Raw genomic sequence first — 25,595 nt, forward strand, 5'->3', positions numbered from 1 at the left:
GGCTTTGGTCAGGTCGGCAACCGCGTAGGTGATAAGGGAAACGTCCATCAAGATCTCATACTCCTTCTACCACTATGACGGATCGAGCGCGGTGAAACGCCGCACTCGCACAATCGGTCATCGAACGCTCACCACCCGCCTGAATCTGCTCGTTGTTCTTGTCATGGTGAGCTTATCGAACCACGTCCTTCGACGGGCTCGTCCTTCGACAAGCTCCGTCCTTCGACAAGCTCAGGATGACAAAAAGAAGTAAGTGTGGTGTTGTCATGGTGAGTTTGTCGAACCACGTCCTTCGACGGGCTCGTCCTTCGACAGGCTCCGTCCTTCGACAGGCTCGTCCTTCGACAAGCTCAGGATGACAAAAAAGAAGGAAGCGTGGTGTTGTCATGGTGAGCTTGTCGAACCATGAGGATGTTGCGCGCCTTGTCTTTTGCAGCGCTCGGCGCGACTTTACTTGCCCGAAAAGGGACTCGAACCCCCACGGCCTTGCGGCCACTGATACCTGAAACCAGCGCGTCTACCAATTCCGCCATCCGGGCGCGGACCGAGGCCGATTCGCCTCTCGGTGCCCGAGCCCTCCTCGACTAGGCGCAACCCGGCGAGCGCAGCGCGGTTTTTGGTGGCCACGTATGTCAGTTCCCTTGCGACTTCTCTCGGATAGCGATCCGCTCGATGCCTACTCACAAGCGGTGACCCATGCCGCCGAAACGGTGAGCCCCTCGGTCGTCAATATCGAGGTGCGCAACGGCCGTCACGGCGGCAATGGTTCGGGTTTCATTTTCACGCCCGACGGGTTCGTGCTGACCAATAGCCACGTCGTCAACGGGGCGGAGCGTATCACCGTCTCGCTGCTCGACGGGCGCGAATTTCCGGCTCAAGCAATCGGCGAAGATCCGCATACCGATATCGCGATCGTGCGCATCGATGCTCCGGATCTCGTTCCCGCGCGGCTTGGCGATTCCGCCGCGCTGCGCCCCGGACAACTGGTGGTCGCGGTCGGCAATCCGTACGGTTTGCAGTATACGGTTACGGCCGGCGTCGTCAGCGCGCTCGGGCGCACGCTGCGCTCGCAATCGGGGCGGTTGATGGACAACATCATTCAGACCGACGCTGCGTTGAATCCCGGAAACTCCGGCGGGCCGCTCGTGACTGCTAGCGGCGCCGTCGCCGGCGTGAATACCGCGGTCTTTCCCGGGCAGGGCATTTGCTTTGCCATCGCCATCAATACGGCGAAGTTTATCGGCGGCGTGCTGATGCGCGATGGACACGTTCGCCGCGGTTATCTCGGAATCGCCGGTCAGGATATCGAGTTGCCCGTGCATTTGGCGCGCCGTCACGCGCTCGCCGATCGTCACGGACTGCTCGTGATCTCGGTGGAACCCGGCAGCCCGGCCCAGACGGCCGGATTGCGCGAAGGCGACGTCGTCGTGCAATTCGAAGAGCACCGCCTGCGCGGGATCGACGACCTGCACAAACGGCTCACCCTCATCGATCTGCAGCGCCCCTACAAACTCGGCGTCGTGCGCAAGAGCGAACGCGTCGAAACGCTCGTTCTCCCGATCGAGGCCGAATGATTCGCCGCCTGATTCCGATCCTCGGGATCACGTTCATCGATATCCTCGGGTTCAGCATGCTGATCCCGATGCTGCCGTATTTCGTCACGCATTTTCACGCCTCGGCAATCATGGTCGGCGTCCTGTTCTCGACGTTTTCGTTTTGCCAACTGCTCGCCGGACCGGTCTGGGGCAACGTTTCGGATCGCATCGGCCGTAAAGCGGTGCTGATCATTAGCCAGGTCGGAGCGACCATCGGCTGGGCGATGCTTGCGTTCGCACCCGACCTCACCTGGGTCTTCATCGCGCGAATAGTCGAGGGTATCTCCGGCGGCAATATCGGAATCACGCAAGCCTACGTCGCCGATCTGGTGGCTCCAAAAGACCGCTCGCGTGCCTTCGGGTTGATCGGCGCGATGTTCGGCGCCGGCATGATTTTCGGGCCGCTCGGCGGCGGTTTTTTGTTCGCGCACTACGGGTTTGCGGTGCCGTTTCTCGTGGCATCCGGGCTGCAATTCATCACGCTCGTGCTCACCATCGTGCTGCTGCCGGAATCGCGAACGAAGGAGCAGGAAGCGCAGAGCCAAGTCCGATTACGCGACATCGGCCAGACGTTCTCCGATCCGCACTTGGCTCGGATTCTGTATCAAAAACTCGCCCTCTCGCTCGGCTTGTATGCCTGGTTCTCGGTCATGGCGCTGTATTTGAAGCAGCAACTGCACTTCGGACTCGCGCAGACGGATTATTTCTTTTCGCTCGTTTCCGTGCTCGGCGTCGGCATCAACATCTTTGTCGTGAGCCGCGTCTCCGAACGGGTCGGCGATCGCAACATGTCGAGTCTCGGACTCGTCTCGCTGCTCGCAGCGTTCCTGCTGGTCGCCGAGGTACACGGCCTCGTGCTGCTGGCGATCATGGCACCGCTCTTTTCGATCGGCATGGCGTTTGCAAACACCGGCATCACCGCGCTGATCAGCAACGCGGCGGCCGACAATCGCCAAGGCACCGTACTCGGGGTATCGTCGTCGCTCGATTCGTTTGCGGGCATCGTCTCGCCGCTCGCATCGACGGGACTACTTACAAAGTACGGCTCGCCGTACGCCGGCGTCACCTCGGCGGTTCTCTCGGCGATCGCGCTTGCGATGGGTTTGGCGGCGACGCGATCCGAGGAGCGCAGCGCTATCGCCGTCGGCGCCGGAATGCCCGGGTGCGATCCGGTGCAGTCGGCAACGGCCTCCGCCGCCGCGGCCGAAGCCGAACTCTAAGCGGCGGTTTTCTTACGGCGCTTGGGCGCGCCTTTTTCCGCGGCGGTCTCGCGTTCCCCGCGCTGTTTTTTGCTCGCTTCGAGTGACTGTTGCAGCACGTCCATAAGATTGACCACCTTGCCGCGCGACGGCGCCTTCTTCGGCGCTTCGGGCAATTCTTTGCCGGCCGCGCGCGCCTCGATCATCTCGAGCAATTCGTCGTGGTACTTGTTCGCGAATTTCTCCGGCTCGAACGCTTCGACGGTCATGGAATCGATCAGCATCTTGGCCATCTTCATCTCGGCTTCAGGCAGCTTCGACGATTCGGGAAAGTCCAGCGTCGATTGATCGACGAGTTCTTCCGCCCAATGCATCAATTCCATGAGCAGTGCGTCGCCATTGGGTTTTACGGCGCAGATATATTCTTTGGAGCGTAGAACGACGCGCGCGATCGCCACGCGATTGCTCGTCGAGAGCGCTTCGCGCAAGAGCGCATAGGCGTGGCGGCCCTGTTTGGTCGGCTCGAGATAATAGGGCTTATCGAAAAACATCGGGTTGATCTTGTCGAGTTCGACGAACTCGAGGATGTCGACCGACTGCGTGGCCTCCGGATTGACTTTTTTGAAGTCGTCGTCCGTGAGTACCACGTACTCGCCCTTTTCGTACTCGTAGCCTTTGACGATCTCGTCCCACGGCACGGGTTTATTATCGACCGAACAGACGCGCTCGTACTTGATGCGCCCTTCATCCTTCGCGTGCAGCATGTTGAACGAGAGATCGTTGGCCTTGACGGCCGTGAATACTTTCACCGGGATCGTCACGAGGCCGAAGTTGATCGAGCCGGACCAGATCGCATGAGCCATGATGGGTCGTGTTCCTCCGAAGGTATCCGAGCAAACCGCGGATTTTCATTATACCCGGCGCCGCCAAGATAGGCGACCCTCAGGCCCAGTGCTTCTGCGCCTTGGCGATCGCGGCTTCGAGCTTCGCGGGCTTCCAGTTCTGACCGGCCCAGAGATCGCCGATCTTCGCTAGCCGTTTCGGCGCAGTTTTGATGGTCCACGGAGCCGACGCGTCCTCCGGCGCACCCGAGCGTTTTCGCGCGAGGGCCTCAACCTCGCTCCACTCAAGCGGCATCGAGACCGGCGCGCCGTCGCGCGCGCGCACCACGAACGGAGGAACGAGCGTCTTGCCGCGGCCGACCTGCACGTAGTCGAGGTACACGGTGCCGCGTTTGCGTTTCGCGGTCATGCGTTCGAGAGTCGTCAAGTCCGGGTTTTCGGCCGCCAAGCGCCGCGCGATCACCTCGGCAAAAATCTTTATCGGCTCGTATCCATACCCGGTGCGCAGCGGAATCACCACATGCAACCCGCTGCTTCCAGACGTTTTCACCAGCGGCTTGAGCCCGATCGCGTCGAGCAGGTCGCGCAGTTTGAGCGCGACGGTCGCCATGGTTTTTAGCGTGCAGCCTTCCCACGGATCGAGATCGAAGAGCGCATAATCCGGCTCGTCGAGCGATCGCACGCGCGACGTCCACGTGTGCAGCACGATCGACGCGAGATTCGCGCAGAACACGAGCGTCGCTTCGTCGTTACACACCAAGAACGCCGTGTGGCTGCGCCGCTCGCTCGACGATTCGATCCGAACGGTCTCTACCCAATCCGGCGTTCCGCGCGGCGCTTGTTTCTCGAAGAACGATTCGCCGTCGATACCGTTGGGATAGCGTTCGAGTGTGAGCGGCCGATCCTTGAGATGCGGTACGAGCCACGGCGCAACGCTCTGGTAGTATGCGATGAAGTCGCCCTTCGTGTACCCGTCGCGCGGCCACAGAACCTTATCGAGATTGGAGATCTGCAGGCTGTGCGTTCCCACGCGTACGAGCGTCTTCTCCGAAGCCGGCACTCACTTTACCTCGTCGGAATCGGCGGGGCGCTCGCGCGTGCAATCCTTCGGATCTTTGTCGAGCCGCAACCCCAAAAATGCCGGATGGCGCATATTTCCCTCACGCGTCCATTCGGTGAAGCGTACTTCCGCGACGAGCTGAGGCTTGACCCAATGCGCCGGCGTGTTCGTGTCGATCTCGTCGGCAAACGGTGACGTCTTGCGTTCGAGCTGCGCGAGCTTTTCGGTCATCTTGGCGAGCGTCTTCGTATCGAAACCGGTGCCGACGTGCCCAACGTAATGCAGTTTGCCGCCATCGTACAAACCCAAGAGCAGCGCGCCGAAGCCCTTGCGGCTTCCGCGCGGCTCGGTGAATCCGCCCACGACCGCCTCCTGCATCAACTGCGCCTTGATCTTCACCCAATCGCGGCTGCGCCGTTCCTGATAGACCGAACTGCGCCGCTTGCCGACGATCCCTTCGAGCTGCCGCTCGCGCGCTTGTTCGAAAAGCGCGCGGCCCTGCGCGACGACGTGCTTGGAGTACAGCACGAGTTCGTCGTCCGCGATCACCCGCTGCAGGCGTTCCTTGCGCTCCTCGAGCGGCAGCTTGCGCAGATCCTTGCCGTCGGCGTAGAGCAAATCGAACGCAACGAAAGTGAGCGGATATTTTTTCGCCTCGGGACTGCGCGCGCTCGGGCGCTTCCGGTTGAAACTTCCCTGAAGTCGCTGGAACGACGAGCGGCCGTTTTCGTCGAGACTGACGATCTCACCGTCGACGATCGCGGGTACGCTCGAAAACGCCGAACCAAGCGCGCTCAATTCGGGGAATTGCGGCAAGAAATCCAGGCCGTTGCGCGAGACGAGGCTCACCTCGCCCTTCTCGCCGACCGTACAGATCGCGCGGTAGCCGTCCCACTTGAGCTCGAAGATCCAATCGTCATCGTCGAACGGTTCGTCGACGAGCGTCGCGAGCATCGGCTCCGCGATCGTTGGAACCGGATCGCGTTTGGTGCTGCGTTTGGCCGGCGCTTTTGTCGTGCCGGCGCGCACGTTACGGTTCGAGGCCCAATGCGGCGCCTTCGGATCGTCGGCGATCTGCGCGAGGGTCTTGCCGCTCTTCGCCGATTTGTCGTCGCGTTCGATGTCGTACGACGTATCGACGTACTCGTCGTGATCCTTGATCAGCAGCCACGGATCGCCGCTCTCGTCGCCGCGATTTTTGATCCGCACGAGCGTAAACTCGCCCTGCAGTTTCTTGCCCTTGAGAACGAATTTGATTTTGCCCTTGCCGATCTCTGCGGTCGGATCGGACCCTTCGGCGAGCGCGTAAGTTCCCTCGTCCCACACGATCACTTCCCCCGCGCCGTAATTGTTCTTGGGGATGATGCCTTCGAACGTGCGGTAGTCGTAGGGATGATCTTCAACGTGCATCGCGAGGCGTTTATCGGCCGGATCGCGCGAGGGACCCTTCGGAACCGCCCACGATTTCAACACGCCGTCGGCCTCGAGCCGGAAATCGTAGTGGAGCCGCGATGCGTGGTGTTTCTGAATCACGAAACGCAGGCGCTTGCCGGCGGCCGCGCGTTTGCCGCGCGGTTCGGGCGTTGCCGCGAAATCGCGTTTACCGTGATAACGAGAAAGCGAGCCGGACTCGTTATTTGTCCGGCTCGCTTTCGCAACGGGTTGCTTCTTTGCCGGCATGGGCCGGATGTACAGCGGGCTAGACCCGCGCTCCTCGTCCGGTTATCAGGTTAATAACCAGCAGGATGATCGCAACCACCAGCACGATGTGGATCAGCCCTCCGGCGATGTGGAACGCGAAACCGAGTAGCCACAAGATCACGAGGATGACGATAATCGTCCACAAAATACCGCCCATACGCTAACCGCCGCCGCCACTCGTGTTGGTAGTGGACTTGGTAGTCGTCGATCCGCTGCCGGTCGCGGGTTGGGTATTGGTGGTGCTGTTCGTGGTGCTGTTCGTCGTGGAGGTCATCGACCAGGGATGCCACGCGAAGAGTGCGATAAGCACTGCCACCACGACGACGATGACGATGCCGATCGCCGCGGCGTTTCCGCCGCCGCTATCACCGTCTCTTACAATTACTGGACCATCAGCCATAGCATTGAGCTCCTTTGCGTTGCTGCAGTGGCCCCGTTATACCCACGAGCGACAAGCGCAAACCCCCTTCGGCGGCGAACGAACGCACGAGACCTATGTGGAGCCTTATCGGACTGGTCCTGGCGCTAGCGATCGCCACTCTCGCCTGGCTGCGCGGGCGAACGCTCAATGCGACGTTTTACGAGCGCGACGTCTACGGCATGGGGGCGAGCGTCCATCGCCGGTATGCCGCTGCGAGCCTGATCTTCGCGCTCGCTTTTGCCGCCGGAGTCGCGCTTCCGGCCGTGCCTGCGGTGCCGCTGCTGGCGGTTTACACGGTCGTGGCGATCCTCTATCTGGCGTCGTTCGTGCGGGGCGCGACCGGCGAAGACGAGTGAGACCCCATCCGAAACACCGGGCCGCGGCGGCGGTATCTGGGCTAAGAAAGCACTTCGTGGAGGCGTCATGAATCCGTACGTCGCTCAACTCAAGGCTCAGTTCACGCCGCAGCAGTTTGCGTTTTTCGAGGGTGAAGCGCGGCGTTATCGCAAGGATCCCGTCGTGGCATTTCTGCTCGCGTTCTTCCTCGGACTTTTCGGCGCGCACCACTTCTATCTGGGCCGCAACCAGCCCGGAATCATCATGCTGATCTGTACGCTGAGCGTCGTCGGCCTGACCGTAAGCGTGCCTTGGAAGCTCGTCAATTGGTTTACCGTTTGGGGCGAATGCGACGATGCCAACGACGAGATCGAATACGTCCTCGCGTACTCGATCCTGCACGGGCAGCCGCCGCCGGCTTCGAGCCCGCGTCCGGCCATCGGCGGCCTCCCGATGGCGACCTAGACTTAGTTTCCGCCGCCGCGCACGAACGCGTTCCAGTAGTAGATGCCGTAAGTGCTCGCAACGCACGAATATGCGACGAGCGCTTCCGCCCAAAGCGCCAGTTTCCGACGCGTCGCCAAGATCATCAGCACGAAGAGAAACGGGACGAAGTCGAGGGCGTGACGCATGCCGTATTGGGCGAAGCCGTTCACGTAATAGAGCACGTTGGGTCCTGCGGCGAGCAGTACCGCCGCCCACATCGTCACCACGATGCGCGCCGGCTTGCGCGCGAAGAATGCGAGCACGAGCGCCGGGCTCGTCCACGTGAGCGCGACGCCCGAGAACGACGGACGCACGAACGGGAACTGCGCCGAGAACTCCGGCGCCTGCACGAAGAACGACCAGAGCTGATAGGGTACGTGCGCGAACGAAAACGGCGAACCGCTCGACGCGCCGATCGAATCTTGGTGAAAGAAGATCGTGTGCCCGCTATCCCACGGCACGCCCCACCGCGCGAGATTGTACCCGGCCCAGAGCAAGGCCGCCGGGATCAGCACCGCGCCCATCTCGCGCAAGCGCCGCTGTCGATCGCGCCGGAACTCCTCCGGCAAACTCACGGCCGCGAGGCCGCCGCTCGCGCTCAAAAACGCGATCGCCGGGAGCGCCATAACCACCGTGAAGCGCGAAGCAATCGCCCCAGCGTAGAGCAGCATCACGAGCCAGGTTCGGTTCTTCCCCGCTAGCTCGACGAGAGCGAGCATCATCATGCACGCGGCGCTGGTTTGGGCGACGAACCATACATCGCCGAGCATCGAACACCACGCGAGCGACGTTCCGAGCAGAAAAAACGCGCACAGCCACAGGCTCGTGCGCGGCGAACATTCCAACCGCTCGCACAACTCCCACGCGGCTCCGGCGGCGATCGCGCAGAGTACGACGGCGAGAAACGTTTGATTGGCCGCGACGCCGAAGATCGCGACCAGCGGAAGCATGAAGATCCCGGGCAGCGGATCGTTGACGATATAGCGATGACCGTGCCACAGCACCGCATCGATATACGGGCCCGGCCAGTCGATCCAAAGCCGGCCGTGCAAGAGCGCGTTCGCGAAGAGGGTGTAGTTATCGTACGGCGTCGATCGCAGATGCGAGAAGAGCAACGTCACCACGAACGCCGCGCCGGCAGCGAGATACGCCCGCCGTATTTTCAATTCTTCACCACGCGATAGAGCGCCGGGGACCCGGCGATGTACTGCAAATGATAGCCCGGAACCGACCCGAAGACCTGACCCACGACGTAGACGGGACGGCCGCGCACCCATTGCGGCACGCGTTTGCGATCGTCCTTGAGCCACGCGGTTTCAACGATACGGTCGCCCAGGACGTGCTCCACGTAGGCACCGTAGGCGAGCGGCGTCGCATAGAGCCACGGCGCGATCAGAATGGCGTTCGATGGGGTACGCGCGAGCACGGTCGCGATGACCGTCTGCGCGCCGGCCGTCGTGCGTTGATCGAAGACGCCGCGGTTGAGCAGCAGCAGCGCGGCCGCCAGCAGCACGAGCGCGGCCGCGCCGGCTCCGCGCAACAGCGGTACCTGACGCTGCAGCCAGGCGATGCCGCAGCCTGCGAGAACGGCGGTGACCGCATAGGACGTCAAGTGATAGCGCAGCGGATCGGCTTCGATCGAATAGCCGAGCGCGAACGCGCTCGGTACGAATGCGGCCAGAAAGATCGCCGAGCCGGCCCACGGATCGCGGCGAAGCAACACGAGAAATCCGACCGCCGCCGCCGCTATACCAAACGGCGTAAACTCCGTGCGCAACGCGCGCAGATAGCCGGGCCCGGCGTCGCGATAAAGCTGCGGTGAGAAGAGGCGCGCGAACGTCCCGCCGGCATCGAATTCCGAGCCGCTTACCAACGTCAGGAATCCGGCCTTCGAAGCCGGATGATCCGTATCCCAAAACGGTTTTCCGGGCGGAAGTCCGAGTTGACGCGTCGGATCGAGCCGCGCCTGCGTGACGTAGGCACTGCGCAGCGGAAGGTAGGCGTAACAAGCGACGCCGGCGACCAGCGCGGCGATCGCCATCGCGAACACGCGCGGGCGGACCGTGCGTACGCGCGCGATGAAGATCGCGAGCAGGGCCGGCAATAGCATCGCCACGATCGGGTGCGTCGCGATCCCGAGGCCCCACGCCAAAGCGCCGCCGACCAGCGCGCGCGCATCCCCCGTTTTATACCAGCGCAGCGCGAGATAGAGCGTCAGCACGGCAAACGCTACGGCTAACGCGTGCACTTCCGCGCGCGTACCGCGCGTCCACGCGACCGCGCCGAAGGCGAAGAGCCACGCGGAGCCCATTGCGATCCACGGTTCCTCCGTCAATACATCGACAATGCGCGCCACCAGCCACGCCGTCAGGCTCATCGCAATCGCGCAGAAGAACGCAACGCGCCCCGCGACCGGACCGATGGCCGCTAGATGCGCGAAGAGCCACGCGAGCAGCGTGAAGACCGGGAAGCCGGTCGGATGCGCGATCCCGAGGATCCACGGCACGACCTGCATCTCGCCCGTGTCCCAGTACTCAACGACGGCGTCGAGCGAACAGGCATAGACGGCGAGCGGAACGAGCCACGCCAGCCAAAAGGCGATGCGTTTCGCCGCGGGCACTACGGCTTTGGATGCACGAGCGACGGCAACGGTCTGGGCGGCGCAAAGGTCGAGGGCGGCAATCGAGCCGGAAACGCATAAGCCGAGAACGCGATCCGCTCGCGCGCGGGTTTCGCGTTCATCGTCGCCGTCACTTGGGCCAGAGTGGGCACCCAATGCGCGCCCACGCGCGCGTAGTCTACCTCACCCGCGCCGTCTATCGAGCCGTTCGAGGTTCGAAACGTGATCTTCGCCGGCAGATAACTCGCGCCGTCGATCGTGACCGTGCGCACGACGAACGCCGACTTCATCGCGGGAATCGCTTCGTACGTGTAGCGAAAGCGTGCGCCGTCGCGCGTCGCGCGCAAAAATAAAAACGTGTACTCCGATTCGCGCGGAGCGAGCCGCTCGATCGCATAGCGGTCGGCGTAGCGTGCGATGCGCGTCACCTTCCGCTTGAGACCCTGCCCGTCGATCGAGAGCGTCTCGTCGCGCACCCGCTCGCCGCTGCGATAGATGCGATGCGTCTGTTCGATGTTGTGCGGACCCGCCTGCGACACGCCGTACGTAAAAACGACGTTCTTCGCCGGCGCGAGGTTCGCCAGCGCCGTCGCGTAGCGTGCGAGCACGACCTGCGAATCGATCGGCGACGGCGCCGCCGCCCCCAGTAACAGCAGGGCGGCAACCCATGCGAACGGCGTGCGCATCGCGCTAGGTGAGGACCGCGTCGCGAATGGCCCGCACCGCCGCGCCGGCGCCGTCGGGGTTCTTCCCGCCGCCCTGCGCCTGCGCCGGCTGGCCGCCGCCGCGTCCGTCGATGTGCGGCGCGGCGACTTTGATGAGGTTGCCCGCGTGAACGCCGGCTTTCACCATATCGTCGCTCGCGCTGATCAGCAGATTCACCGTGCCGTTGTCCACGCCCGCGAGCGCAACGACGCCGCTTCGCAAACGCGTGCGGATCGCGTTGCTTAGATGCTTGAGCGCTTCGGCGTTCGCTTCGGGCACGACCGCGCCGACGAAGGTTTTCGCACCCAAACGCTCTGCGCTCTCTACGTACGTCTGCGCGTCGGCCGAAGCCAGGCGCGCCTTGAGCTCGCCGACGGCGGTCTGCAAATCCTTGACCTCGCGCTGCAGTTTACTCACACGCTCGACCACGTCTTCGGGTGCGGTCGCAAGCGACCCGGCGATTTCACCGACGAGCTCTTGCTGCTGCTCGATGTGCGATTCGGCGGAGCGCGAGACGCACGACTCGATGCGCCGGATGCCGCTGCCGATCGACGCCTCCGAGAGAATGACGAAGAAACCGAGTTCGCCGGTCGAGTGCGCGTGCGTGCCCCCGCAGAACTCGACGGCCGGTCCGGCCTTGACTACGCGCACGCGATCGCCGTACTTTTCCCCGAACATCATGATCGCGCCCGAGGCGCGCGCTTCCTCGAGGTTCATGACGCGCGTCTCGAGCGGCGTGTCGTCGCGAATCATCTCGTTGACCCGCCGCGCGACTTCGCGCCGTTGCTCCGGCGTTAGCGCTCCGGACGGCGACCGAAAGTCGAAGCGCATGCGATCGATTCCAACCCACGATCCGGCTTGCGCAACATCCTCGCCGAGCACGTCTTTGAGGGCGCGCTGCAAGAGATGCGCCGAGGTATGGTGACGTCGAATCTCGCGCCGCCATTCCGGATCGACGATCGTACGCACCTCATCGCCGACGCGCAGGGTTCCGCTGCGAACCGTTCCGGCGTGCGCCACCGCCTCGCCCGCGTACTGCGTATCGGTAACGTCAAAACGGGCATCGCCGATCGTTATCGTTCCGCGATCCCCGATCTGGCCGCCCTTCTCGCCATAGAACGACGTGCGGTCGAGCACGAGTTGACCGCTCTCGCCGGCAGCAAGTGCGTCGATCGATTGATCTTGTGCGAGAATGGCGACGATCGAGCCGGCCGCCTCAAGCCCGTCGTATCCAAGAAACTCGCTCTTGACGGCCGGCAGCTCCGCGAGCGTGACGACGCCGCGCTTGGATTTCGCATCCGCGCGCGCGCGCTGTCGCTGCTGGTTCATCGCGACCTCGAAGCCGGCCGAGTCGACGCGCACGCCGCGCTCCGAAGCAATCTCGCGCGTCAATTCAATCGGGAAACCGTACGTGTCGTGCAGCGCGAATGCATCCTCGCCTCCGATCGTGCCGGCGTCGCCGGCATCGGCCAGCAGCGCGTCCAGACGGGTCATCCCGCGCTCGAGCGTTCGATCGAACGTCTCTTCCTCAACCCGCAGCGCTTGCTGGATGCGCGTCGCGTTCGCACGCAACTCCGGGTAGCCCGATTCGAGCGATGCGACGACCGCCGGAACCAGGCTCGTGAGAAACCCGTCGGGGTACCCCAACAACCGCCCGTTGCGAATCGCGCGCCGAATCAAGAATCGCAAGACGTATCCGCGATCGGTATTGCCTGGATAGATCCCGTCGTTGATGAGAAAGGTCGCCGCCCGCGCGTGGTCGGCGATGATGTTGCGCCGCTCCAACTGCGCCTTGGCATCGAGCGACGTACTTCCGACTTTCGGTTGCGCCTCGATCAAATCCGTGAAGAGATCGGTCTCGTACATCGAGACTTTTCCGTTGACGACGGCGAGCATTCGCTCCATCCCCGCGCCCGTATCGATCTGCTTGCGCGGCAGTTCTTCGAGTTTGCCCGCCGCGTCGCGGTTGTATTGCTGGAACACGACGTTCCAAATCTCGACGAAACGATTGCCCTTATTCGGTCCATCGTCCTCGGGGCCGAGTGCGTTTTCGGCGCCGATATCGTAGAATATCTCCGTGCACGGCCCGCATGGCCCGGTCGCACCCATCGTCCAAAAATTATCTTCATCGAACCGCGTGATGCGCGTCGCCGGCAAACCGATATCCTCGCGCCAAATCCGCTCGGCATCGTCATCACCCGTATGCACGGTTACCGCAAGACGCGACGGATCGAGGGCCAGCACGCCGGTTACAAATTCCCACGCAAACCGAATCGCCTCGGGCTTGTAATACCCGCCGAAACTAAAATTGCCGAGCATCTCAAGAAACGTGCCGTGACGCCCCGTCCGTCCGACGTTCTCGATATCGCTCTTCGCACCGGCAACGCGCAAACACCGCTGCACCGTCACCGCATTGAGCGCCGGTGCCGGTTCGTCACCCAAAAACGCGGGAACGAATTGCTCCATCCCCGCAATCGTAAACAGCGTCGTAGAAAGCGCGTCCGGAATCAAACTCGCCGAAGGAACATGCTTATGCTCCCGCGAGGTAAAAAACTCGACAAAGGCCGACCGAAGTTCTTGGCTTCTCATAGGAACTCCAATACATTATCCCCCAAGCCCATCCCAAGCCTGCACGTTCTTCAGGAGTAGGTGCGAGCGCCGGTCAGGCGCGACGCGGGGCCCCCATACGCGGGGGCTCCGAGCATCGTCCGAAGCCAGGATGGCGAGAGGACGATGTCGGGCAGTAGCGATTTCGCAAGGAAGCGAAATCGCGGGCGTCCCCGCGTATGGGGGCCCCGCGTCGCGCCTGACCGACGACGTGCACCCTACTCCTGAAGAACGTGCCGCAACTTCTCAAGCGCCTTTTGCTGAAGCCGCGAGACGTGCATCTGCGACACGTTGAGCCGCTTGGCAATCTCCGTCTGCGAAACGCTTTCGTAGAAGCGCAGGTACAGAATCACGCGCTCGCGCCCGGTGAGCACCTCGAACGCGCGCTCCAGGTTTGCCTTATCCTCGAGCAATGCGAGTCCCGCATCGGTCGTGCCGATATAATCGGCGAGCGTCTGTGACTTCTTATCGCCTTCGCCGGAGAGTTCGGTATCGAGCGAGAGCAGGTTATAGGCCTGCCCGAGTTCTTGCGCCTCGAGGATGTCTTCTTCGCTTGCGTTGAGCTGCGTGGCCAGCTCCTTGACGGTCGGACTACGCCCGAGCTTGACCGAGAGTTTCTCGATCGCTCGATTGACCGCAAGGTTGAGCTCTTGCAGGCGGCGTGGAACCTTCACGGCCCAGCCCTTGTCGCGGAAATAGCGTTTGATCTCGCCGACGATCGTGGGGGTCGCGTAGGTCGTGAACTCGACGCCGCGCTCCAAATCGAATCGGTCGATGGCCTTTAAGAGGCCGACCGTACCGACTTGAATGAGATCGTCGAGGGCTTCGCCGCGGTTGGCGAACTTCACGGCCAAATAGCGCACCAAGTTGAGGTGCGCTACGACAAGATCGCTTCGCAAGTGCTCGTACTCGGGACCGCCGGGTCGCGCCTTAGCTTCGGCGAAACGCGCAAACGTCTCGCGCGTCTTCTGGCGATCCCAGCGCTCGTCTTGGGGGTGCTGTTGCACTATGGGTTAGAGCTCTGGACTTTTTTTGTCATGACCAGATTCGTACCGCTGTCGGACGAAACGTCGTATTCGACGGTATCCATCAACGACCGAATCAAGAACACGCCAAGCCCGCCGACGCGAGGCTCGTCGACGCGCCGCGACACGATCTGTTCGGGCCTCGTTCCGTGGCCGTAATCGCGCACGCGCACGGTCAAGCCCTCGGCTTCGGTCTCACACGTGATCTCGATCTGATTACTCCCCGACGCATGCTGGATACAGTTCGTGCATGCTTCAGCGACGGCGAGCTTGATATCCTCGATATCCTCGATAGAAAAATTCAGCCGGTTGGCAACGGCCGCGACGGCGAGGCGAGCTACGGCGACCCACTCCGCCTTGCTCGGGATCCGTAGCTCCACGACGCCGAGCGAACTGTTCTCCTGAGACGCTGGTTGGTTCACACCAAAGCTTTCGTTGCGGCGTCTTCGTCATCGTAGATGCCGAAGATCTTCACCAGTCCCGTGATGTCGAAGATCTTCTTGATCTGCGGATTGGTACAGACGAGATTGACCGTGCCGCCGTGCTCGCGAACGCGCTTTAGGCCTCCGATCAAGACGCCGAGCCCGGTCGAATCGATATATCGAACCTTTTCCAAGTTGATGACGAGATTGTAGTGCCCTTTGTCGATGAGATCGCCGATGGCATCTTTTACTTTCGGCGACGTGTAGACGTCGATCTCGCCATTGAGATCGACGACGTAACTCTCTCCTTGAGTCTCGCGAACGTTCACTTTGATATCCACGCTTGCTCCTACAGGTCCGAGGTTTTGCGCGATAAGTCGTCGCGCACGGAATCCGCTTCCGATTTGCCTTCATCGACTGCGGCATTGATATTCGACCGCGCGTTGTCGACGACGGTCTTCCCGCGTTCGTACAGGTCCGACGCGTTCGATTGCCAGTTGCTGGTCGCATCGCTAACTTGCGCGCGCAGGTCGCCGGTGGCGTCCATGGCAAAGTTGGAGGCTTCGCGCGCTTTTCCAACGAGCAGATCCCGCGTCTCTTCTTGGGAGATTAACACGGCAACCGCTGCGCCTACCAACGCGCCAACCAGGAACCCGGGGAAAAAACCTCCGCCGCGCTCTTCGCGCCGCTCCGGCCGTTCGTTTTCGTCACTCATGTCATCTCCCGTTCGACGCTCTCCGCGCGTCCGTTTTCCGATCCGCCTCGCACTAACCGGCGCAACCCGGCGCTGATACCGCCGAGCGTTGCACCGACGTTGACGATCGACGGCGATAGTGCGTTTTGAGTAAGTTTGGCCGTTTGAGAAACCGAGCCCGCCACATCTTCGAGCGCTTTCACGACGCCCGCGGCGCGCGCGATCGTAGAATCCGCCGTATCTGCAATACCGCCTACGTGCGCGAGCATCTCACCGACCGGTACGCCCAGGTTGGCGATCTGCGTGTCGACCCCATCGAGCGTGCGGTCGACGCGTGCGAGCGTTTTAGCCAGAGCCAGCATCGCCATAAGAACGCCGATGCCGATCAATAAAACACCGACCCCGACGCCGATGTCGAGGACGATAGCCCAATCAAACCCCGTGTTCAAGGTAACCTCCGTGCGCGCTTTCCGGACGCTCGCTCATGATTCCCCGCATCCGCCCTTTTCTTACGCAGGAATTCGAGAAAACTCTCGCAGGTCGCCGATGGCGCGCGCCAGCGCTTCCACCACCCGGTCGATCTCGAACTCGGTCGTCTCCCGGCCCAGCGAAAACCGGATGACGCCCCGCATCCACGCCTCCGGTAATCCGAGCGCCGCGATCACGTGGCTCGGTTCGAGCGCTCCCGAGGTACAGGCCGAACCCGCCGAGACGGCGATGCCTTCGAGATCGAGCCGCACCAGCACGTGCTCCGATTCAACGCCCAAGAAGCTCGCGCTGCAGTGCGTCGGAAGCCGCGGCGCCTCGCGGCCGTTGATGCGGACGTGCGCGATCCGCTTGAGGATACCCGCTTCGAGGCGGTCGCGCAGCGCGCCGATGCGGCGGCTTGCTTCCGAGCGTTCGGCTCCGGCTAGTTCCAAGGCCGCGACCATGCCCGCGATGCCCGCGACGTTCTCGGTCCCCGAGCGATTGGCGAACTCTTGGCCGCCGCCGTGAATCAGCGGCCGCAGCGGCGTCCCATCGCGCACGTAGAGCGCGCCGACTCCCTTGGGCCCGTAGAATTTGTGGGCCGAAATCGAGAGCAGGTCGACCCCCAACTCCGGGCAATCGACGCTCAGCGAGACCGGAACCTGGACGGCATCGGTGTGGAAGAGCACGCCGGCGCCGCGAGCCAGCGAGGCCAGCTCGCGGATGGGCTGCACGGTTCCAAGCTCGTTGTTGGCATACATGACCGAGGCGAGCACGGTATCGGGGCGCAGGGCGGCGGCAAAACGCTCCGGCTCGACCACGCCGTCCGCGGTGACGGGCAGCAGCGTCACCGCCCAGCCGTCCTCCGCCAGTGCCTCGAGCGCGCGTAGGACCGCGTGATGCTCGATGACCGTCGACACGACGTGCCGGCCGCGGTCGCGCAGGGCCCGAGCGACGCCGAAGATTGCCAGGTTGTCGGCTTCGGAACCGCCGCCGGTAAAGACGATTTCTTTGCGCGTCGCACCGAACAGACGTGCGATTCGATCGCGAGCGTCGTCGAGCGCGGCGCGCGCGGCGCGGCCCCGCGCGTGCTGCGAGCTCGGATTGTATCCGTTGGCCGTGAAGTGCGGCAGCATCGCTTCGACGACCTCGGTTCGAGCCGGCGTCGTGGCGGCGTTATCGAGGTAGATCGGGGGAAGAATTTCGTCCATTTCCTCAGCACGTTCCAAGATTGCAGCGCTAGTCTATGCCTGTGCGAAGCTCCATTGCACACTCCGAGAAGTAGCAACGGGAACGGCGGCCGGGAACAACAATAACCGGCCGCCTTTTTTTATCTTTTGCGGCGCTTGGCGATCCACGGCGCGAGCTTCGCCTCGGCGCCTTGCGAGCCGGGTTCGAAATACGCGCGACCGACGAGATTCTCCGGCAGATAGGTCTGCAGCGGCGCCGACGGCGGCAGATCGCCCGCGTGCTGCCGATAGGCGTCCTGTTCGTGCGCGTATGCGTACGCCTTGCCGTAGCCGAGTTCTTTCATCAACCCGGTCGGGGCGTTGCGCAGATGCAGGGGGATGGGATCGTTGCGCGTTTCCTGCACGTCGCGCATCGCCGCCGAGTACGCGCGCCCCACGCTGTTGCTCTTGGGGGCCGTGGCCAGATAGAGTGTGGCGTGGGCGAGCGGATAGAAGCCTTCGGGCATGCCGATAAAGTGGACGGCCTGCTGCGCCGCAATCGCGACTTGAATCGCCTGCGAATCGGCAAGCCCGACATCCTCGGAAGCCAGGATGACGAGCCGCCGCGCGATGAACAGCGGATCCTCGCCCGAATCGATCATGCGCGCCAAGTAATAGATTGCGGCATCGGGGTCGCTGCCGCGCATCGACTTGATAAAGCCGCTGATGATATCGTAGTGCGCGTCGCCGGCCTTGTCGTACGAGATCGCGCGCCGCTGCATCGCATCGGCGATCAAACGCGCTCCGATCGTGCGGGTGCCGTCGGCAGACGCCGGCGCCGCATCGGCGGCGAATTCAAGCGTGCCGAGGGCGCTGCGCGCGTCGCCGTTGGAGAGTCCGATCAGCGCGGCGCGCGCGCCGTCCTCGAGCCGCACGCGCAGCGCGCCGAGGCCGCGCTCGCTATCGGCCAGCGCGCGATCGACGATCGTGCCGACGCCTTCTTCGGTCAGCGCTTTAAGAACGAAGACGCGGGAACGCGAGAGCAGCGCGGAGTTGACTTCGAACGACGGATTCTCCGTCGTCGCGCCGATCAGCGTGATCGTGCCGTCCTCGACGTACGGCAGCACCGCATCCTGTTGCCCTTTATTGAAGCGGTGGATCTCGTCGATGAAGAGTACGGTACGTTTGCCGATCGTGCGTCGATGCTGCGCTTGCGCGACCACCTTTCGCAGATCCGCCACGCCGGCGCTCACCGCCGAAATCGACGTGAACGCCGCCCCGGTCATGTTCGCGATGATCTCCGCGAGCGTCGTCTTTCCGGTGCCGGGCGGTCCCCACAAGATGAGCGACGGCACTTTATCGCTTTCGATCGCGCGCCGCAGCGCGCGGCCCTCGCCAACGATGTGTTCTTGCCCAACGAACTCCTCGAGCGAACGCGGGCGCATGCGCGCCGCCAACGGCGCCTGCGCCGCTTCGGCCGTGCCGAACAACGTCGGTTCCACGTTAGTGAATCTTCGGGTTCTTGATGACGATCGGTTTGGGCGTCGCGATCGACGCGTGGATCATTCCGGGAAAGACCATCTTCACGTCGCCGCTCGCCACGCCGTCATCGGAGAGCGTGTCGTACGTCGCGTGGGCGGCGTCGAGCGTGCGTTGATCCTGCACCACGTGCACGTGACCGTCGAGATCCAATTGATGGAGGCGATCGTTCAAGCGCGCGCCATCGGCGTCGGCCGTCGTCGCTCCCTGCACGTACTGCACGTTGCCCGCCGCGGTGTAGATTTTCGTCGAACCGTCGACGTGCAGTTCGTCGCTCGCGAGCGTGGACGGGCCGCGCGAAGCGTTCTGCTGCGCGCTGCTCAACCCGCCGAACGTGCCCGATTGATCGTGAATCGTCACGTTTCCGTAGAGGTTGAAGAGGCGCTTCTTGTAGTTGCCCGTTCCGCGATCGGCGTCGATCGTCGAGCCGTCAGTCCGCGTTGCAAACACGTGATGCGGCGCGGAAAAGTCGCCGGTCTGGAGGTTCGCGATCAACTCGTCGGTTTGCAGCGACCACTCGCCGATGCGCGCGGTCGCCTTCGCGCCGGGCGGCGGTGGGGCGACGGCGAGCAAACAGAGTGACGCCGCAAGCCAAGCGATGCCGAGTTTCCTCATTGAATGAGGCGAACGTGCCCGCTCAAATGAAGTTGGTGGGTGAACTGATCGAGTACCGCTCGATCGGCTTGCAGCGAACTCGCGCCTTGCGTGACGTGCACGCTGCCGGTCGCCGTGTAGATTTTCGAGGCGCCGTCGACTTGCAGCTCGTCGCAGAGGAGCGTGGCCGGCTGCGGACTTCTCTGACCGCCGGCAACGCTCGTGAGAATACCGTTTTGATCGTGAAGCACGACGTGGCCGTAAAACGTCGCATCCTTTTGCTTGAAATTTCCGGCCGCGCGATCGGCGTCGACGGTGCTCCCCGGGCGATCGAGATGCACGTGGGTCGGCGCGTTGAACGTGCCGGCGTTCCAATTCGTGATGTCGAGGGAATCGCTCGTAAAATTCCAATCGCCAAAGGCGAGGCCTGCGGACTTCGAACCGGTAGTCGCGGTCGCGACGGAACCGGCAAGCATGAGCGCGGCAACGAGCGCTGCGCTGGTGATCAATTTCATGGCAAATCTCTTACGGGTTGCGAATCGTTACGGTTTGCCGGATGACGGGACCGAGCAGTTCCGTTAGCCGTTCGTACCCTACAACCCCCTCCCGGAGTACGCGCGGTTGCGGTCCGGTAAGGTCGATCACGGTCGATTCGGCGAGGTAGCGCGTGGGGCCGTTTTCGACGAGCAGGTCCGCCGCCGGCAGGCCGTCGCGCTCGCCCGTGCCGCGGTATGCCAGCTGCCCGCTGATGTTGGCGCTGGTCGCCGCCAGCGGGCCGCAGCGTTCGAGGATGGCCAGACACAGCGGATCGTCCGGTACGCGAAACCCGAGAGTCGGCAAGCCCGAGGTCACGTCCTCGCTTATAAACGCGGGACGGCGCACGATTAGCGTCACCGGCCCGGGAAAAAGCCGCCGCCCCGCGGCGATGGCGAGCGCGTTGTCTTTCGCGTACTCCAAAAATTCGGGAATGCTCGCCAAATGCAAGGTCAGCGGTTTTGCATCGGGGCGGCGCTTGGTTCCGTAGATGCGCGCGATCGCGCGGCTGTCGTAGGGATCGCAGCCGATTCCGTAGACCGTGTCGGTGGGAAAAATCGCGGTCCCGCCTCCGAAGGTTACCCGCGCGACTTCTTCGACGACGCGCGCGATCGATTCGTTGCGCGCGTCGATAATCGTGCCGACATTCATCGACCGGCAGACCGAGAGCGCGCTTGCTTTGTGGGAGCAGCTTTCATAGATGCTCTTCTTCTACCCGCGCAAGGCCGCCGACCCACTTCAATTACTTGGATGTTAAATTCGTACGCGCATGCCGGTTCCAAGTGCGACGCACGAGAGCGGATCCTCGGCGATGATGACGGGAATTCCGCAGACCTCCGCGAGCAGTTTGTCCAACCCGCGCAAGAGCGCGCCGCCGCCGGTGAGAATGACGCCGCGATCGATGATGTCGGCAGCGAGTTCCGGAGGCGTCTTTTCGAGTACGGCCTTGACCGCTTCGACGATCGCGCCGACCGGCTCCGCGAGGGCTTCGCGAATCTCTTCGCTCGTAATCTTCACGGTCTTCGGCAAGCCGTTGATGAGATCGCGCCCGCGGATCTCCATGGCGAGTTCCGACTCCAGGCGATAGGCGCTGCCAATCTTGATCTTGATCTCTTCCGCGGTACGTTCGCCGATCATCAAGTTATAGACGCGCCGGATGTATCGGATGATCGCCTCGTCGAGTTTGTTGCCGGCCACGCGCAACGATTGCGAGACGACGATGCCGCCGAGCGAGATCACCGCAACGTCCGTCGTACCGCCGCCGATATCCACGACCATGCTGCCGCTCGGACCGTCGATCGGTAAGCCGGCGCCGATCGCCGCAGCCATCGGTTCTTCGATAATTTCAACGTGCTTGGCGCCGGCGAGTTTGGCGGCATCCTTGACGGCACGTTCTTCCACGCTCGTGATCTCCGCGGGCACGCAGATCACAACGTTCGGCTTCGGCTTGAAGATCGTCGAAAGCCACGAGCGATCTTTCATCACTTTTTTGATGAAGTAGCTGAGCATCGCTTCGGTCACTTCGAAGTCGGCGATGACGCCGTCGCGCAGCGGACGGATGGCTTGGATATGGGCGGGCGTTTTGCCGAGCATCAGACGCGCCTCCTCGCCCACGGCGATCGTTCGGCCGTTGTTCATATCCTTTGCAACAACCGACGGCTCGCGCAAGACGATGCCCTTGCCCTTAACGTGCACCAGCACGTTCGCCGTGCCGAGATCGATCCCAATATCCAACGAAAATCTCCTGTTTAAAGGCGCTTCGGCCCGGCCTCCGCGCCCCCCACTGCGTGGGGCCCCCCGGACCGCATGGCGCCTGAATGTAGTGCTGACTTGGGCGCTCCCCGGGGGCGCCGCGATTGGAATTCTTTACTCTGGTGTTCGGGGTCGGGTCGTAGGATACGCGCTTGTTTCGAAAAGTCCGGTTGGTTCGGCTAGCGGCGTGATCCCGCTCGAGCGTTGGACTTGGCCGCCCAGGGTCGAGAGCATCTCTTCGAGGCGCTCGTAGCCCCGGTCGATGTACTCGAGGCCGATGATCTCCGTCTCGCCTTGAGCCGCCAGACCCGCGACCACGAGCGCGGCCCCCGCCCGGATATCCGGCGCTTCGACCGGCGCTCCCGAGAGCGACTCGACGCCCCGGATGACCGCGGTGTTGCTCTCCATCGAGACGCGCGCGTCGGCGCCCATGCGAGCCAGCTCGTTCACGTATGAAAACCGGGCGTTAAAGATCGATTCTTCGACGATGCTGGTCCCCGGTGCGGTACAGAGAAATGAAACCATCTGCGGCTGCAGATCCGTGGGAAATCCGGGATAGGGAGCGGTCAGAATCTCGGTGCCGCCGGTTATGCCGCCGGCCTGAATGCGCAGCCAATCATCGCCCGAGGTCATAACGGCACCGCACTCTTGGAGCTTGAGCGTAACGGCATGCAAGTGGTCGGGATCGCATTTGGTGACCGTCACGTCGCCCCGCGTAATCGCGCCGCAGAGCAGCAGCGTACCGGCGACGATGCGATCCGGAATGATCGTATATTCCACGCCTTGGAGTTCGGTCACGCCGTCGACGACGATGGTGTCGGAACCGGCGCCTTTGACGTTGGCACCCATCGCCTGCAGAAATCCGGCGAGATCGCCGACTTCGGGTTCCATCGCCGCGTTGCGGATCGTGGTGGTACCGTCGGCAAGAACCGCCGCGAGCAGCGCGTTCTTCGTCGCACCGACCGACGGCATTCGCAATTCGATCTCGCCGCCGTGCAAGCGCCGGTTCATCGCGGTTGCGACGAGATAGCCGTGCGCGTTTTTTACGTCGCAGCCGAGCGCGCGAAACGCTTGTTCGTGCATGTCGGTCGCGCGCGTGCCGAGCACGCAGCCGCCCGGAAGCGGTACCTCCGCGCGGCCGAAACGCCCTAACAGCGGGCCAACCAAGTCGAACGAGGCGGCCAGTTTGCGAACGAGCGTGTAGGGCGCGCGGTGCGAGGCGACGTTGCGCGGATCGATCGTGACGGTGCCGTCACCCTCGTACCGCAGACGCGCGCCGAGCGATTCGAGCAACGACCACATGACCGAGACGTCGGTGATACGCGGGACCCGATGCAGCGTGACGGTGCTCTTCGCGAGCAAGGCCGCAGCCATGATCGGCAGCGCCGCGTTCTTCGCACCGTGCGTCGCAATCGTGCCCTCGAGTTGCGCGCCGCCGCGCACGCGCAGCGTCGTTTCCAGACGATCGAGCGTATTCATACCGTCAAGGGCTCGCACATAAAAACGCGCCCGTCATAAGATCCGCCGTGCATTTCCAACCGTAGTGTCCCATCGATTCCAAATCGTGCGATCAGGTCGCTCGCCGTACCGCTGCCCAGTTCCACCATCTCCGCGCGCCGGTCGTGCAGCGTCCCGGCGAAGCGCCGTCCGAGGTTGTCGGTAATGCGCGCCCGCCCGTCGGCATATAACCCGATCGCGATCCAAAGCGTTCCGTCGCTCGCAGTATAGTAGGCGGCGCTCCGATCGGCGACTTCGGCGATGAACTCCGGGACCTGCGACGGCGGTACGAACGAGATCGGGCGGTAGGGCCGCTCGACCGCCGGCTCGGTGACGCGCGCGAAGAAGGCGAGAGCGCCGAGCTCGAGCGCGTTCGCGGCTAAAACGGACCAGCCCGGCGTGTGTCGCACGACCCGCAGTTTCGCCGGAGTCTTAGTGGTGTCCGGTTAGACGCAGCTTGGCGTTAGCGAAGTCGATGAGCGCCGCTTCGCGCTCGACCGCGTGCGGCTCGGTAGCGGCTTTTTGCCGCTCGGTTGCCTCGGTAAGCTCCACGCGCGTTTGGGCAACGTCGACTTCGTCGAATGCGAGCGCGGCGTCGACCAGGACGGTGACGCGATCGGGCAAGGCTTGCATGAACCCCTCGGCCGTCGCAAGTTCGAGTCGTTTGGCCGCGCCGTTCTCGACGATATTTGCACGCAGCACGCCCGGTTTGAGCGCGCTCAAGAACGGCGCGTGGTGCGCGAGGATACCTTCCTCGCCCTCGGTCGTGACGGCGATCACCAGCTCCGCATCGCCTTCAAAGATCACTTTGGTCGGCGTGATGAGCTTGAACGGAATCGTCGCGGGCATCAAACTGCGGCGCCGAGTTTTTCGGCGGCTTCCTTGACTTCGTCGATGCCGCCCTTGTAGAAGAACGCTTGCTCCGGGAGATTATCGACCTTGCCGTCGAGGATCTCTTTGAACGCCGCGATCGTGTCGGCGAGCTTGACGTATTTGCCGGGCGTTCCCGTAAACTGCTCCGCAACGAAAAACGGCTGCGAAAACATACGCTGCATGCGGCGCGCGCGGCCGACCGTGACCTTGTCGTCTTCGGAGAGTTCTTCCACGCCGAGAATCGCGATGATGTCCTGCAGATCTTTGTAACGCTGCAGCGTCTCTTGTACGCCGCGCGCGACGTCGTAGTGTTCCTGCCCGACGATCTGCGGATCGAGGATCCGCGAGTTCGAGGCGAGCGGGTCGACGGCCGGGTAGATGCCCAGCTCCGAGATCGGCCGCGAAAGCGCCGTCGTCGCATCCAAATGCGCGAACGTCACCGCGACGGCGGGGTCGGTGTAGTCGTCGGCCGGCACGTAAACGGCCTGCACCGAAGTGATCGAGCCCTTATGCGTGGAGGTGATGCGTTCTTCGAGCGAACCCATGTCGGTCGCGAGCGTCGGCTGATAGCCGACCGCCGACGGCATGCGGCCCATCAGCGCGGAGACTTCCGATCCGGCCTGCAGATAGCGGAAGATGTTGTCCATGAAGAGCAGCACGTCGGCGCCGAGTTCGTCGCGGAAGTATTCGGCCATCGTTACGCCGGTCTGCGCGATGCGAAAGCGCACGCCGGGCGGCTCGTCCATCTGCCCGAAGACGAGCGTCGTCTGCGCGAGCACGCCGGACTCTTTCATCTCCGTCCAGAGATCGTTGCCTTCGCGCGTGCGTTCGCCGACGCCGGTAAAGACCGAGAAGCCCTTATGCACGTTTGCGATGTTTCGAATCAACTCTTGAATGAGGACGGTCTTGCCGACGCCCGCGCCGCCGAAGAGTCCGACCTTACCGCCGCGCGTGTACGGGGCCATGAGGTCGATGACTTTGATGCCGGTCTCGAAGAGTTTCGGCGTCGGGTCCTGCGCCGCGAACGTCGGAGCCGAGCGGTGGATCGGCCACATCGCCGAGGCCTTCACTTCGTCGGTCGAGTCGATGGCTTTGCCGAGCACGTTGAAGATGCGCCCGAGCGTGCCTTCGCCGACCGGAACCGTGATCGGTTTGCCGGTGGACGTTACCGCCGCGCCGCGCGCCAAACCGTCGGTCGAACCCATCGCGAGACAACGCACTTGGTTGTTGCCGAGTTCGTCCTGCACTTCGAGTACCAGGTCGCGAGCCTGCATCGCCGTGCCGCCGAGTTCGATCTCGCCTTGCGCCGGCGCTTGTCCGTTGGACGAAGCGCGATCTTCGTTGACCCGCAGCGTCAACGCGTCGTTGATGTTCGGCAGCGTTTCGGCCGTAAACTCGACATCGACGACGTTTCCGAGGACTTGGACAACTTTACCAGTGGCAGCCATGTACGTAT

At 63.1% G+C, this 25,595-nt stretch carries 28 protein-coding genes and 1 tRNA gene; 4 read left to right on the forward strand and 25 right to left on the reverse strand.

Translation table 11 applies throughout. The annotated features are described in order from the left end of the window. Positions 1 to 455: 455 nt before the first annotated feature. A tRNA-Leu gene (locus VIG32_03355) sits at positions 456 to 539 on the reverse strand. 90 nt (positions 540 to 629) lie between these two features. Between VIG32_03355 and VIG32_03360 the strand changes: the two genes are divergently transcribed. Further along, entirely contained in the window at positions 630 to 1,574 is a 945-nt protein-coding gene (locus VIG32_03360) for a trypsin-like peptidase domain-containing protein (protein HEY8297042.1), read from the forward strand. Then, entirely contained in the window at positions 1,571 to 2,815 is a 1,245-nt protein-coding gene (locus tag VIG32_03365; protein HEY8297043.1) for an MFS transporter, read from the forward strand. The genes VIG32_03360 and VIG32_03365 overlap by 4 nt, the downstream gene beginning before the upstream one ends. Here the strand turns inward: VIG32_03365 and VIG32_03370 are convergent. The 5 genes from VIG32_03370 to VIG32_03390 form a co-directional block, all read right to left on the reverse strand. Then, a complete protein-coding gene (locus VIG32_03370) occupies positions 2,812 to 3,657 on the reverse strand; it encodes a Ku protein (protein ID HEY8297044.1) in 846 nt (281 codons plus the stop codon). The genes VIG32_03365 and VIG32_03370 overlap by 4 nt on opposite strands. 79 nt (positions 3,658 to 3,736) lie before the next feature. Then, a complete protein-coding gene (ligD, locus tag VIG32_03375) occupies positions 3,737 to 4,696 on the reverse strand; it encodes a non-homologous end-joining DNA ligase (protein HEY8297045.1) in 960 nt (319 codons plus the stop codon). Then, positions 4,697 to 6,376 (reverse strand): non-homologous end-joining DNA ligase, encoded by a 1,680-nt coding sequence (gene ligD, locus VIG32_03380; GenBank protein HEY8297046.1) that lies wholly within the window; start codon positions 6,374 to 6,376, stop codon positions 4,697 to 4,699. Positions 6,377 to 6,395: 19 nt separating this feature from the next. Then, the gene (locus VIG32_03385; protein ID HEY8297047.1) at positions 6,396 to 6,542 is read right to left on the reverse strand and encodes a lmo0937 family membrane protein; all 147 of its coding nucleotides are present in this window, start codon (positions 6,540 to 6,542) and stop codon (positions 6,396 to 6,398) included. A 15-nt stretch (positions 6,543 to 6,557) separates the two neighbouring features. Beyond that, entirely contained in the window at positions 6,558 to 6,797 is a 240-nt protein-coding gene (locus VIG32_03390; GenBank protein HEY8297048.1) for a hypothetical protein, read from the reverse strand. A 95-nt stretch (positions 6,798 to 6,892) separates the two neighbouring features. Between VIG32_03390 and VIG32_03395 the strand changes: the two genes are divergently transcribed. Both VIG32_03395 and VIG32_03400 read left to right on the forward strand, forming a co-directional pair. Next, positions 6,893 to 7,174, forward strand: coding sequence for a hypothetical protein (locus tag VIG32_03395; GenBank protein ID HEY8297049.1), 282 nt, complete (start codon positions 6,893 to 6,895; stop codon positions 7,172 to 7,174). Positions 7,175 to 7,241: 67 nt separating this feature from the next. After that, positions 7,242 to 7,619, forward strand: coding sequence for an NINE protein (locus VIG32_03400; protein HEY8297050.1), 378 nt, complete (start codon positions 7,242 to 7,244; stop codon positions 7,617 to 7,619). 2 nt (positions 7,620 to 7,621) lie between these two features. Here VIG32_03400 and VIG32_03405 read toward each other — a convergent pair whose 3' ends face one another. The 19 genes from VIG32_03405 to atpD form a co-directional block, all read right to left on the reverse strand. Next, positions 7,622 to 8,806, reverse strand: coding sequence for a hypothetical protein (locus tag VIG32_03405; GenBank protein ID HEY8297051.1), 1,185 nt, complete (start codon positions 8,804 to 8,806; stop codon positions 7,622 to 7,624). Beyond that, positions 8,803 to 10,260, reverse strand: coding sequence for a DUF2723 domain-containing protein (locus VIG32_03410; protein ID HEY8297052.1), 1,458 nt, complete (start codon positions 10,258 to 10,260; stop codon positions 8,803 to 8,805). The genes VIG32_03405 and VIG32_03410 overlap by 4 nt, the downstream gene beginning before the upstream one ends. After that, entirely contained in the window at positions 10,260 to 10,946 is a 687-nt protein-coding gene (locus tag VIG32_03415; protein HEY8297053.1) for a hypothetical protein, read from the reverse strand. The genes VIG32_03410 and VIG32_03415 overlap by 1 nt, the downstream gene beginning before the upstream one ends. Before the next feature lie 4 nt (positions 10,947 to 10,950). Beyond that, positions 10,951 to 13,554 carry an alanine--tRNA ligase gene (gene alaS, locus VIG32_03420; protein ID HEY8297054.1) on the reverse strand — a complete coding sequence of 868 codons (2,604 nt, stop codon included), beginning with the start codon at positions 13,552 to 13,554 and terminating at the stop codon, positions 10,951 to 10,953. 236 nt (positions 13,555 to 13,790) lie between these two features. After that, a complete protein-coding gene (locus tag VIG32_03425; GenBank protein ID HEY8297055.1) occupies positions 13,791 to 14,579 on the reverse strand; it encodes a SigB/SigF/SigG family RNA polymerase sigma factor in 789 nt (262 codons plus the stop codon). Continuing rightward, positions 14,579 to 15,019, reverse strand: coding sequence for an ATP-binding protein (locus tag VIG32_03430; GenBank protein HEY8297056.1), 441 nt, complete (start codon positions 15,017 to 15,019; stop codon positions 14,579 to 14,581). The genes VIG32_03425 and VIG32_03430 overlap by 1 nt, the downstream gene beginning before the upstream one ends. Then, entirely contained in the window at positions 15,016 to 15,360 is a 345-nt protein-coding gene (locus tag VIG32_03435) for an STAS domain-containing protein (GenBank protein ID HEY8297057.1), read from the reverse strand. The genes VIG32_03430 and VIG32_03435 overlap by 4 nt, the downstream gene beginning before the upstream one ends. 8 nt (positions 15,361 to 15,368) lie before the next feature. Further along, complete coding sequence (locus tag VIG32_03440) at positions 15,369 to 15,734, reverse strand: YtxH domain-containing protein (protein HEY8297058.1); 366 nt, start codon at positions 15,732 to 15,734, stop codon at positions 15,369 to 15,371. After that, the gene (locus tag VIG32_03445) at positions 15,731 to 16,162 is read right to left on the reverse strand and encodes a DUF948 domain-containing protein (protein ID HEY8297059.1); all 432 of its coding nucleotides are present in this window, start codon (positions 16,160 to 16,162) and stop codon (positions 15,731 to 15,733) included. Before VIG32_03445 ends, VIG32_03440 begins: the two co-directional genes overlap by 4 nt. A 60-nt stretch (positions 16,163 to 16,222) precedes the next feature. After that, complete coding sequence (locus VIG32_03450) at positions 16,223 to 17,392, reverse strand: cysteine desulfurase family protein (protein ID HEY8297060.1); 1,170 nt, start codon at positions 17,390 to 17,392, stop codon at positions 16,223 to 16,225. Positions 17,393 to 17,511: 119 nt separating this feature from the next. Next, positions 17,512 to 18,852 (reverse strand): replication-associated recombination protein A, encoded by a 1,341-nt coding sequence (locus VIG32_03455; protein HEY8297061.1) that lies wholly within the window; start codon positions 18,850 to 18,852, stop codon positions 17,512 to 17,514. 1 nt (position 18,853) lies between these two features. Next, a complete protein-coding gene (lptC, locus tag VIG32_03460) occupies positions 18,854 to 19,504 on the reverse strand; it encodes an LPS export ABC transporter periplasmic protein LptC (GenBank protein ID HEY8297062.1) in 651 nt (216 codons plus the stop codon). Beyond that, positions 19,501 to 19,998 (reverse strand): LPS export ABC transporter periplasmic protein LptC, encoded by a 498-nt coding sequence (gene lptC / locus VIG32_03465; GenBank protein HEY8297063.1) that lies wholly within the window; start codon positions 19,996 to 19,998, stop codon positions 19,501 to 19,503. The genes lptC (VIG32_03460) and lptC (VIG32_03465) overlap by 4 nt, the downstream gene beginning before the upstream one ends. Before the next feature lie 10 nt (positions 19,999 to 20,008). Continuing rightward, positions 20,009 to 20,668, reverse strand: coding sequence for an L-threonylcarbamoyladenylate synthase (locus tag VIG32_03470; GenBank protein ID HEY8297064.1), 660 nt, complete (start codon positions 20,666 to 20,668; stop codon positions 20,009 to 20,011). A 102-nt stretch (positions 20,669 to 20,770) separates the two neighbouring features. Next, positions 20,771 to 21,751, reverse strand: a complete 981-nt coding sequence (locus VIG32_03475; protein ID HEY8297065.1) for a rod shape-determining protein — start codon at positions 21,749 to 21,751, stop codon at positions 20,771 to 20,773. Positions 21,752 to 21,883: 132 nt separating this feature from the next. Beyond that, positions 21,884 to 23,248 carry a UDP-N-acetylglucosamine 1-carboxyvinyltransferase gene (gene murA, locus VIG32_03480; GenBank protein ID HEY8297066.1) on the reverse strand — a complete coding sequence of 455 codons (1,365 nt, stop codon included), beginning with the start codon at positions 23,246 to 23,248 and terminating at the stop codon, positions 21,884 to 21,886. Then, the gene (locus VIG32_03485; protein HEY8297067.1) at positions 23,245 to 23,676 is read right to left on the reverse strand and encodes a hypothetical protein; all 432 of its coding nucleotides are present in this window, start codon (positions 23,674 to 23,676) and stop codon (positions 23,245 to 23,247) included. The genes murA and VIG32_03485 overlap by 4 nt, the downstream gene beginning before the upstream one ends. Before the next feature lie 22 nt (positions 23,677 to 23,698). Further along, on the reverse strand, positions 23,699 to 24,115 hold the full coding sequence (gene atpC, locus VIG32_03490; GenBank protein HEY8297068.1) for an ATP synthase F1 subunit epsilon: 417 nt from the start codon (positions 24,113 to 24,115) through the stop codon (positions 23,699 to 23,701). Further along, positions 24,115 to 25,587: a F0F1 ATP synthase subunit beta gene (gene atpD / locus VIG32_03495; GenBank protein ID HEY8297069.1), complete on the reverse strand. Its 1,473-nt coding sequence runs from the start codon at positions 25,585 to 25,587 to the stop codon at positions 24,115 to 24,117. The genes atpC and atpD overlap by 1 nt, the downstream gene beginning before the upstream one ends. Positions 25,588 to 25,595: the final 8 nt, after the last annotated feature.

The organism is Candidatus Baltobacteraceae bacterium, from assembly GCA_036559195.1.
GTDB lineage: Bacteria > Vulcanimicrobiota > Vulcanimicrobiia > Vulcanimicrobiales > Vulcanimicrobiaceae > JALYTZ01.

Bases quoted from the DNA above. Each gene is read 5' to 3' on its own strand.
- murA (HEY8297066.1), bottom strand. From the start codon at position 23,248: ATGAATACGCTCGATCGTCTGGAAACGACGCTGCGCGTGCGCGGCGGC.
- VIG32_03365 (HEY8297043.1), top strand. From the start codon at position 1,571: ATGATTCGCCGCCTGATTCCGATCCTCGGGATCACGTTCATCGATATC.
- lptC (HEY8297063.1), bottom strand. From the start codon at position 19,998: ATGAAATTGATCACCAGCGCAGCGCTCGTTGCCGCGCTCATGCTTGCC.
- VIG32_03415 (HEY8297053.1), bottom strand. From the start codon at position 10,946: ATGCGCACGCCGTTCGCATGGGTTGCCGCCCTGCTGTTACTGGGGGCG.
- VIG32_03470 (HEY8297064.1), bottom strand. From the start codon at position 20,668: ATGAATGTCGGCACGATTATCGACGCGCGCAACGAATCGATCGCGCGC.
- VIG32_03440 (HEY8297058.1), bottom strand. From the start codon at position 15,734: ATGAGTGACGAAAACGAACGGCCGGAGCGGCGCGAAGAGCGCGGCGGA.
- atpD (HEY8297069.1), bottom strand. From the start codon at position 25,587: ATGGCTGCCACTGGTAAAGTTGTCCAAGTCCTCGGAAACGTCGTCGAT.
- VIG32_03400 (HEY8297050.1), top strand. From the start codon at position 7,242: ATGAATCCGTACGTCGCTCAACTCAAGGCTCAGTTCACGCCGCAGCAG.
- ligD (HEY8297046.1), bottom strand. From the start codon at position 6,376: ATGCCGGCAAAGAAGCAACCCGTTGCGAAAGCGAGCCGGACAAATAAC.
- VIG32_03395 (HEY8297049.1), top strand. From the start codon at position 6,893: ATGTGGAGCCTTATCGGACTGGTCCTGGCGCTAGCGATCGCCACTCTC.
- VIG32_03450 (HEY8297060.1), bottom strand. From the start codon at position 17,392: ATGGACGAAATTCTTCCCCCGATCTACCTCGATAACGCCGCCACGACG.
- atpC (HEY8297068.1), bottom strand. From the start codon at position 24,115: ATGCCCGCGACGATTCCGTTCAAGCTCATCACGCCGACCAAAGTGATC.
- lptC (HEY8297062.1), bottom strand. From the start codon at position 19,504: ATGAGGAAACTCGGCATCGCTTGGCTTGCGGCGTCACTCTGTTTGCTC.
- VIG32_03360 (HEY8297042.1), top strand. From the start codon at position 630: ATGTCAGTTCCCTTGCGACTTCTCTCGGATAGCGATCCGCTCGATGCC.
- alaS (HEY8297054.1), bottom strand. From the start codon at position 13,554: ATGAGAAGCCAAGAACTTCGGTCGGCCTTTGTCGAGTTTTTTACCTCG.
- VIG32_03390 (HEY8297048.1), bottom strand. From the start codon at position 6,797: ATGGCTGATGGTCCAGTAATTGTAAGAGACGGTGATAGCGGCGGCGGA.
- VIG32_03370 (HEY8297044.1), bottom strand. From the start codon at position 3,657: ATGGCTCATGCGATCTGGTCCGGCTCGATCAACTTCGGCCTCGTGACG.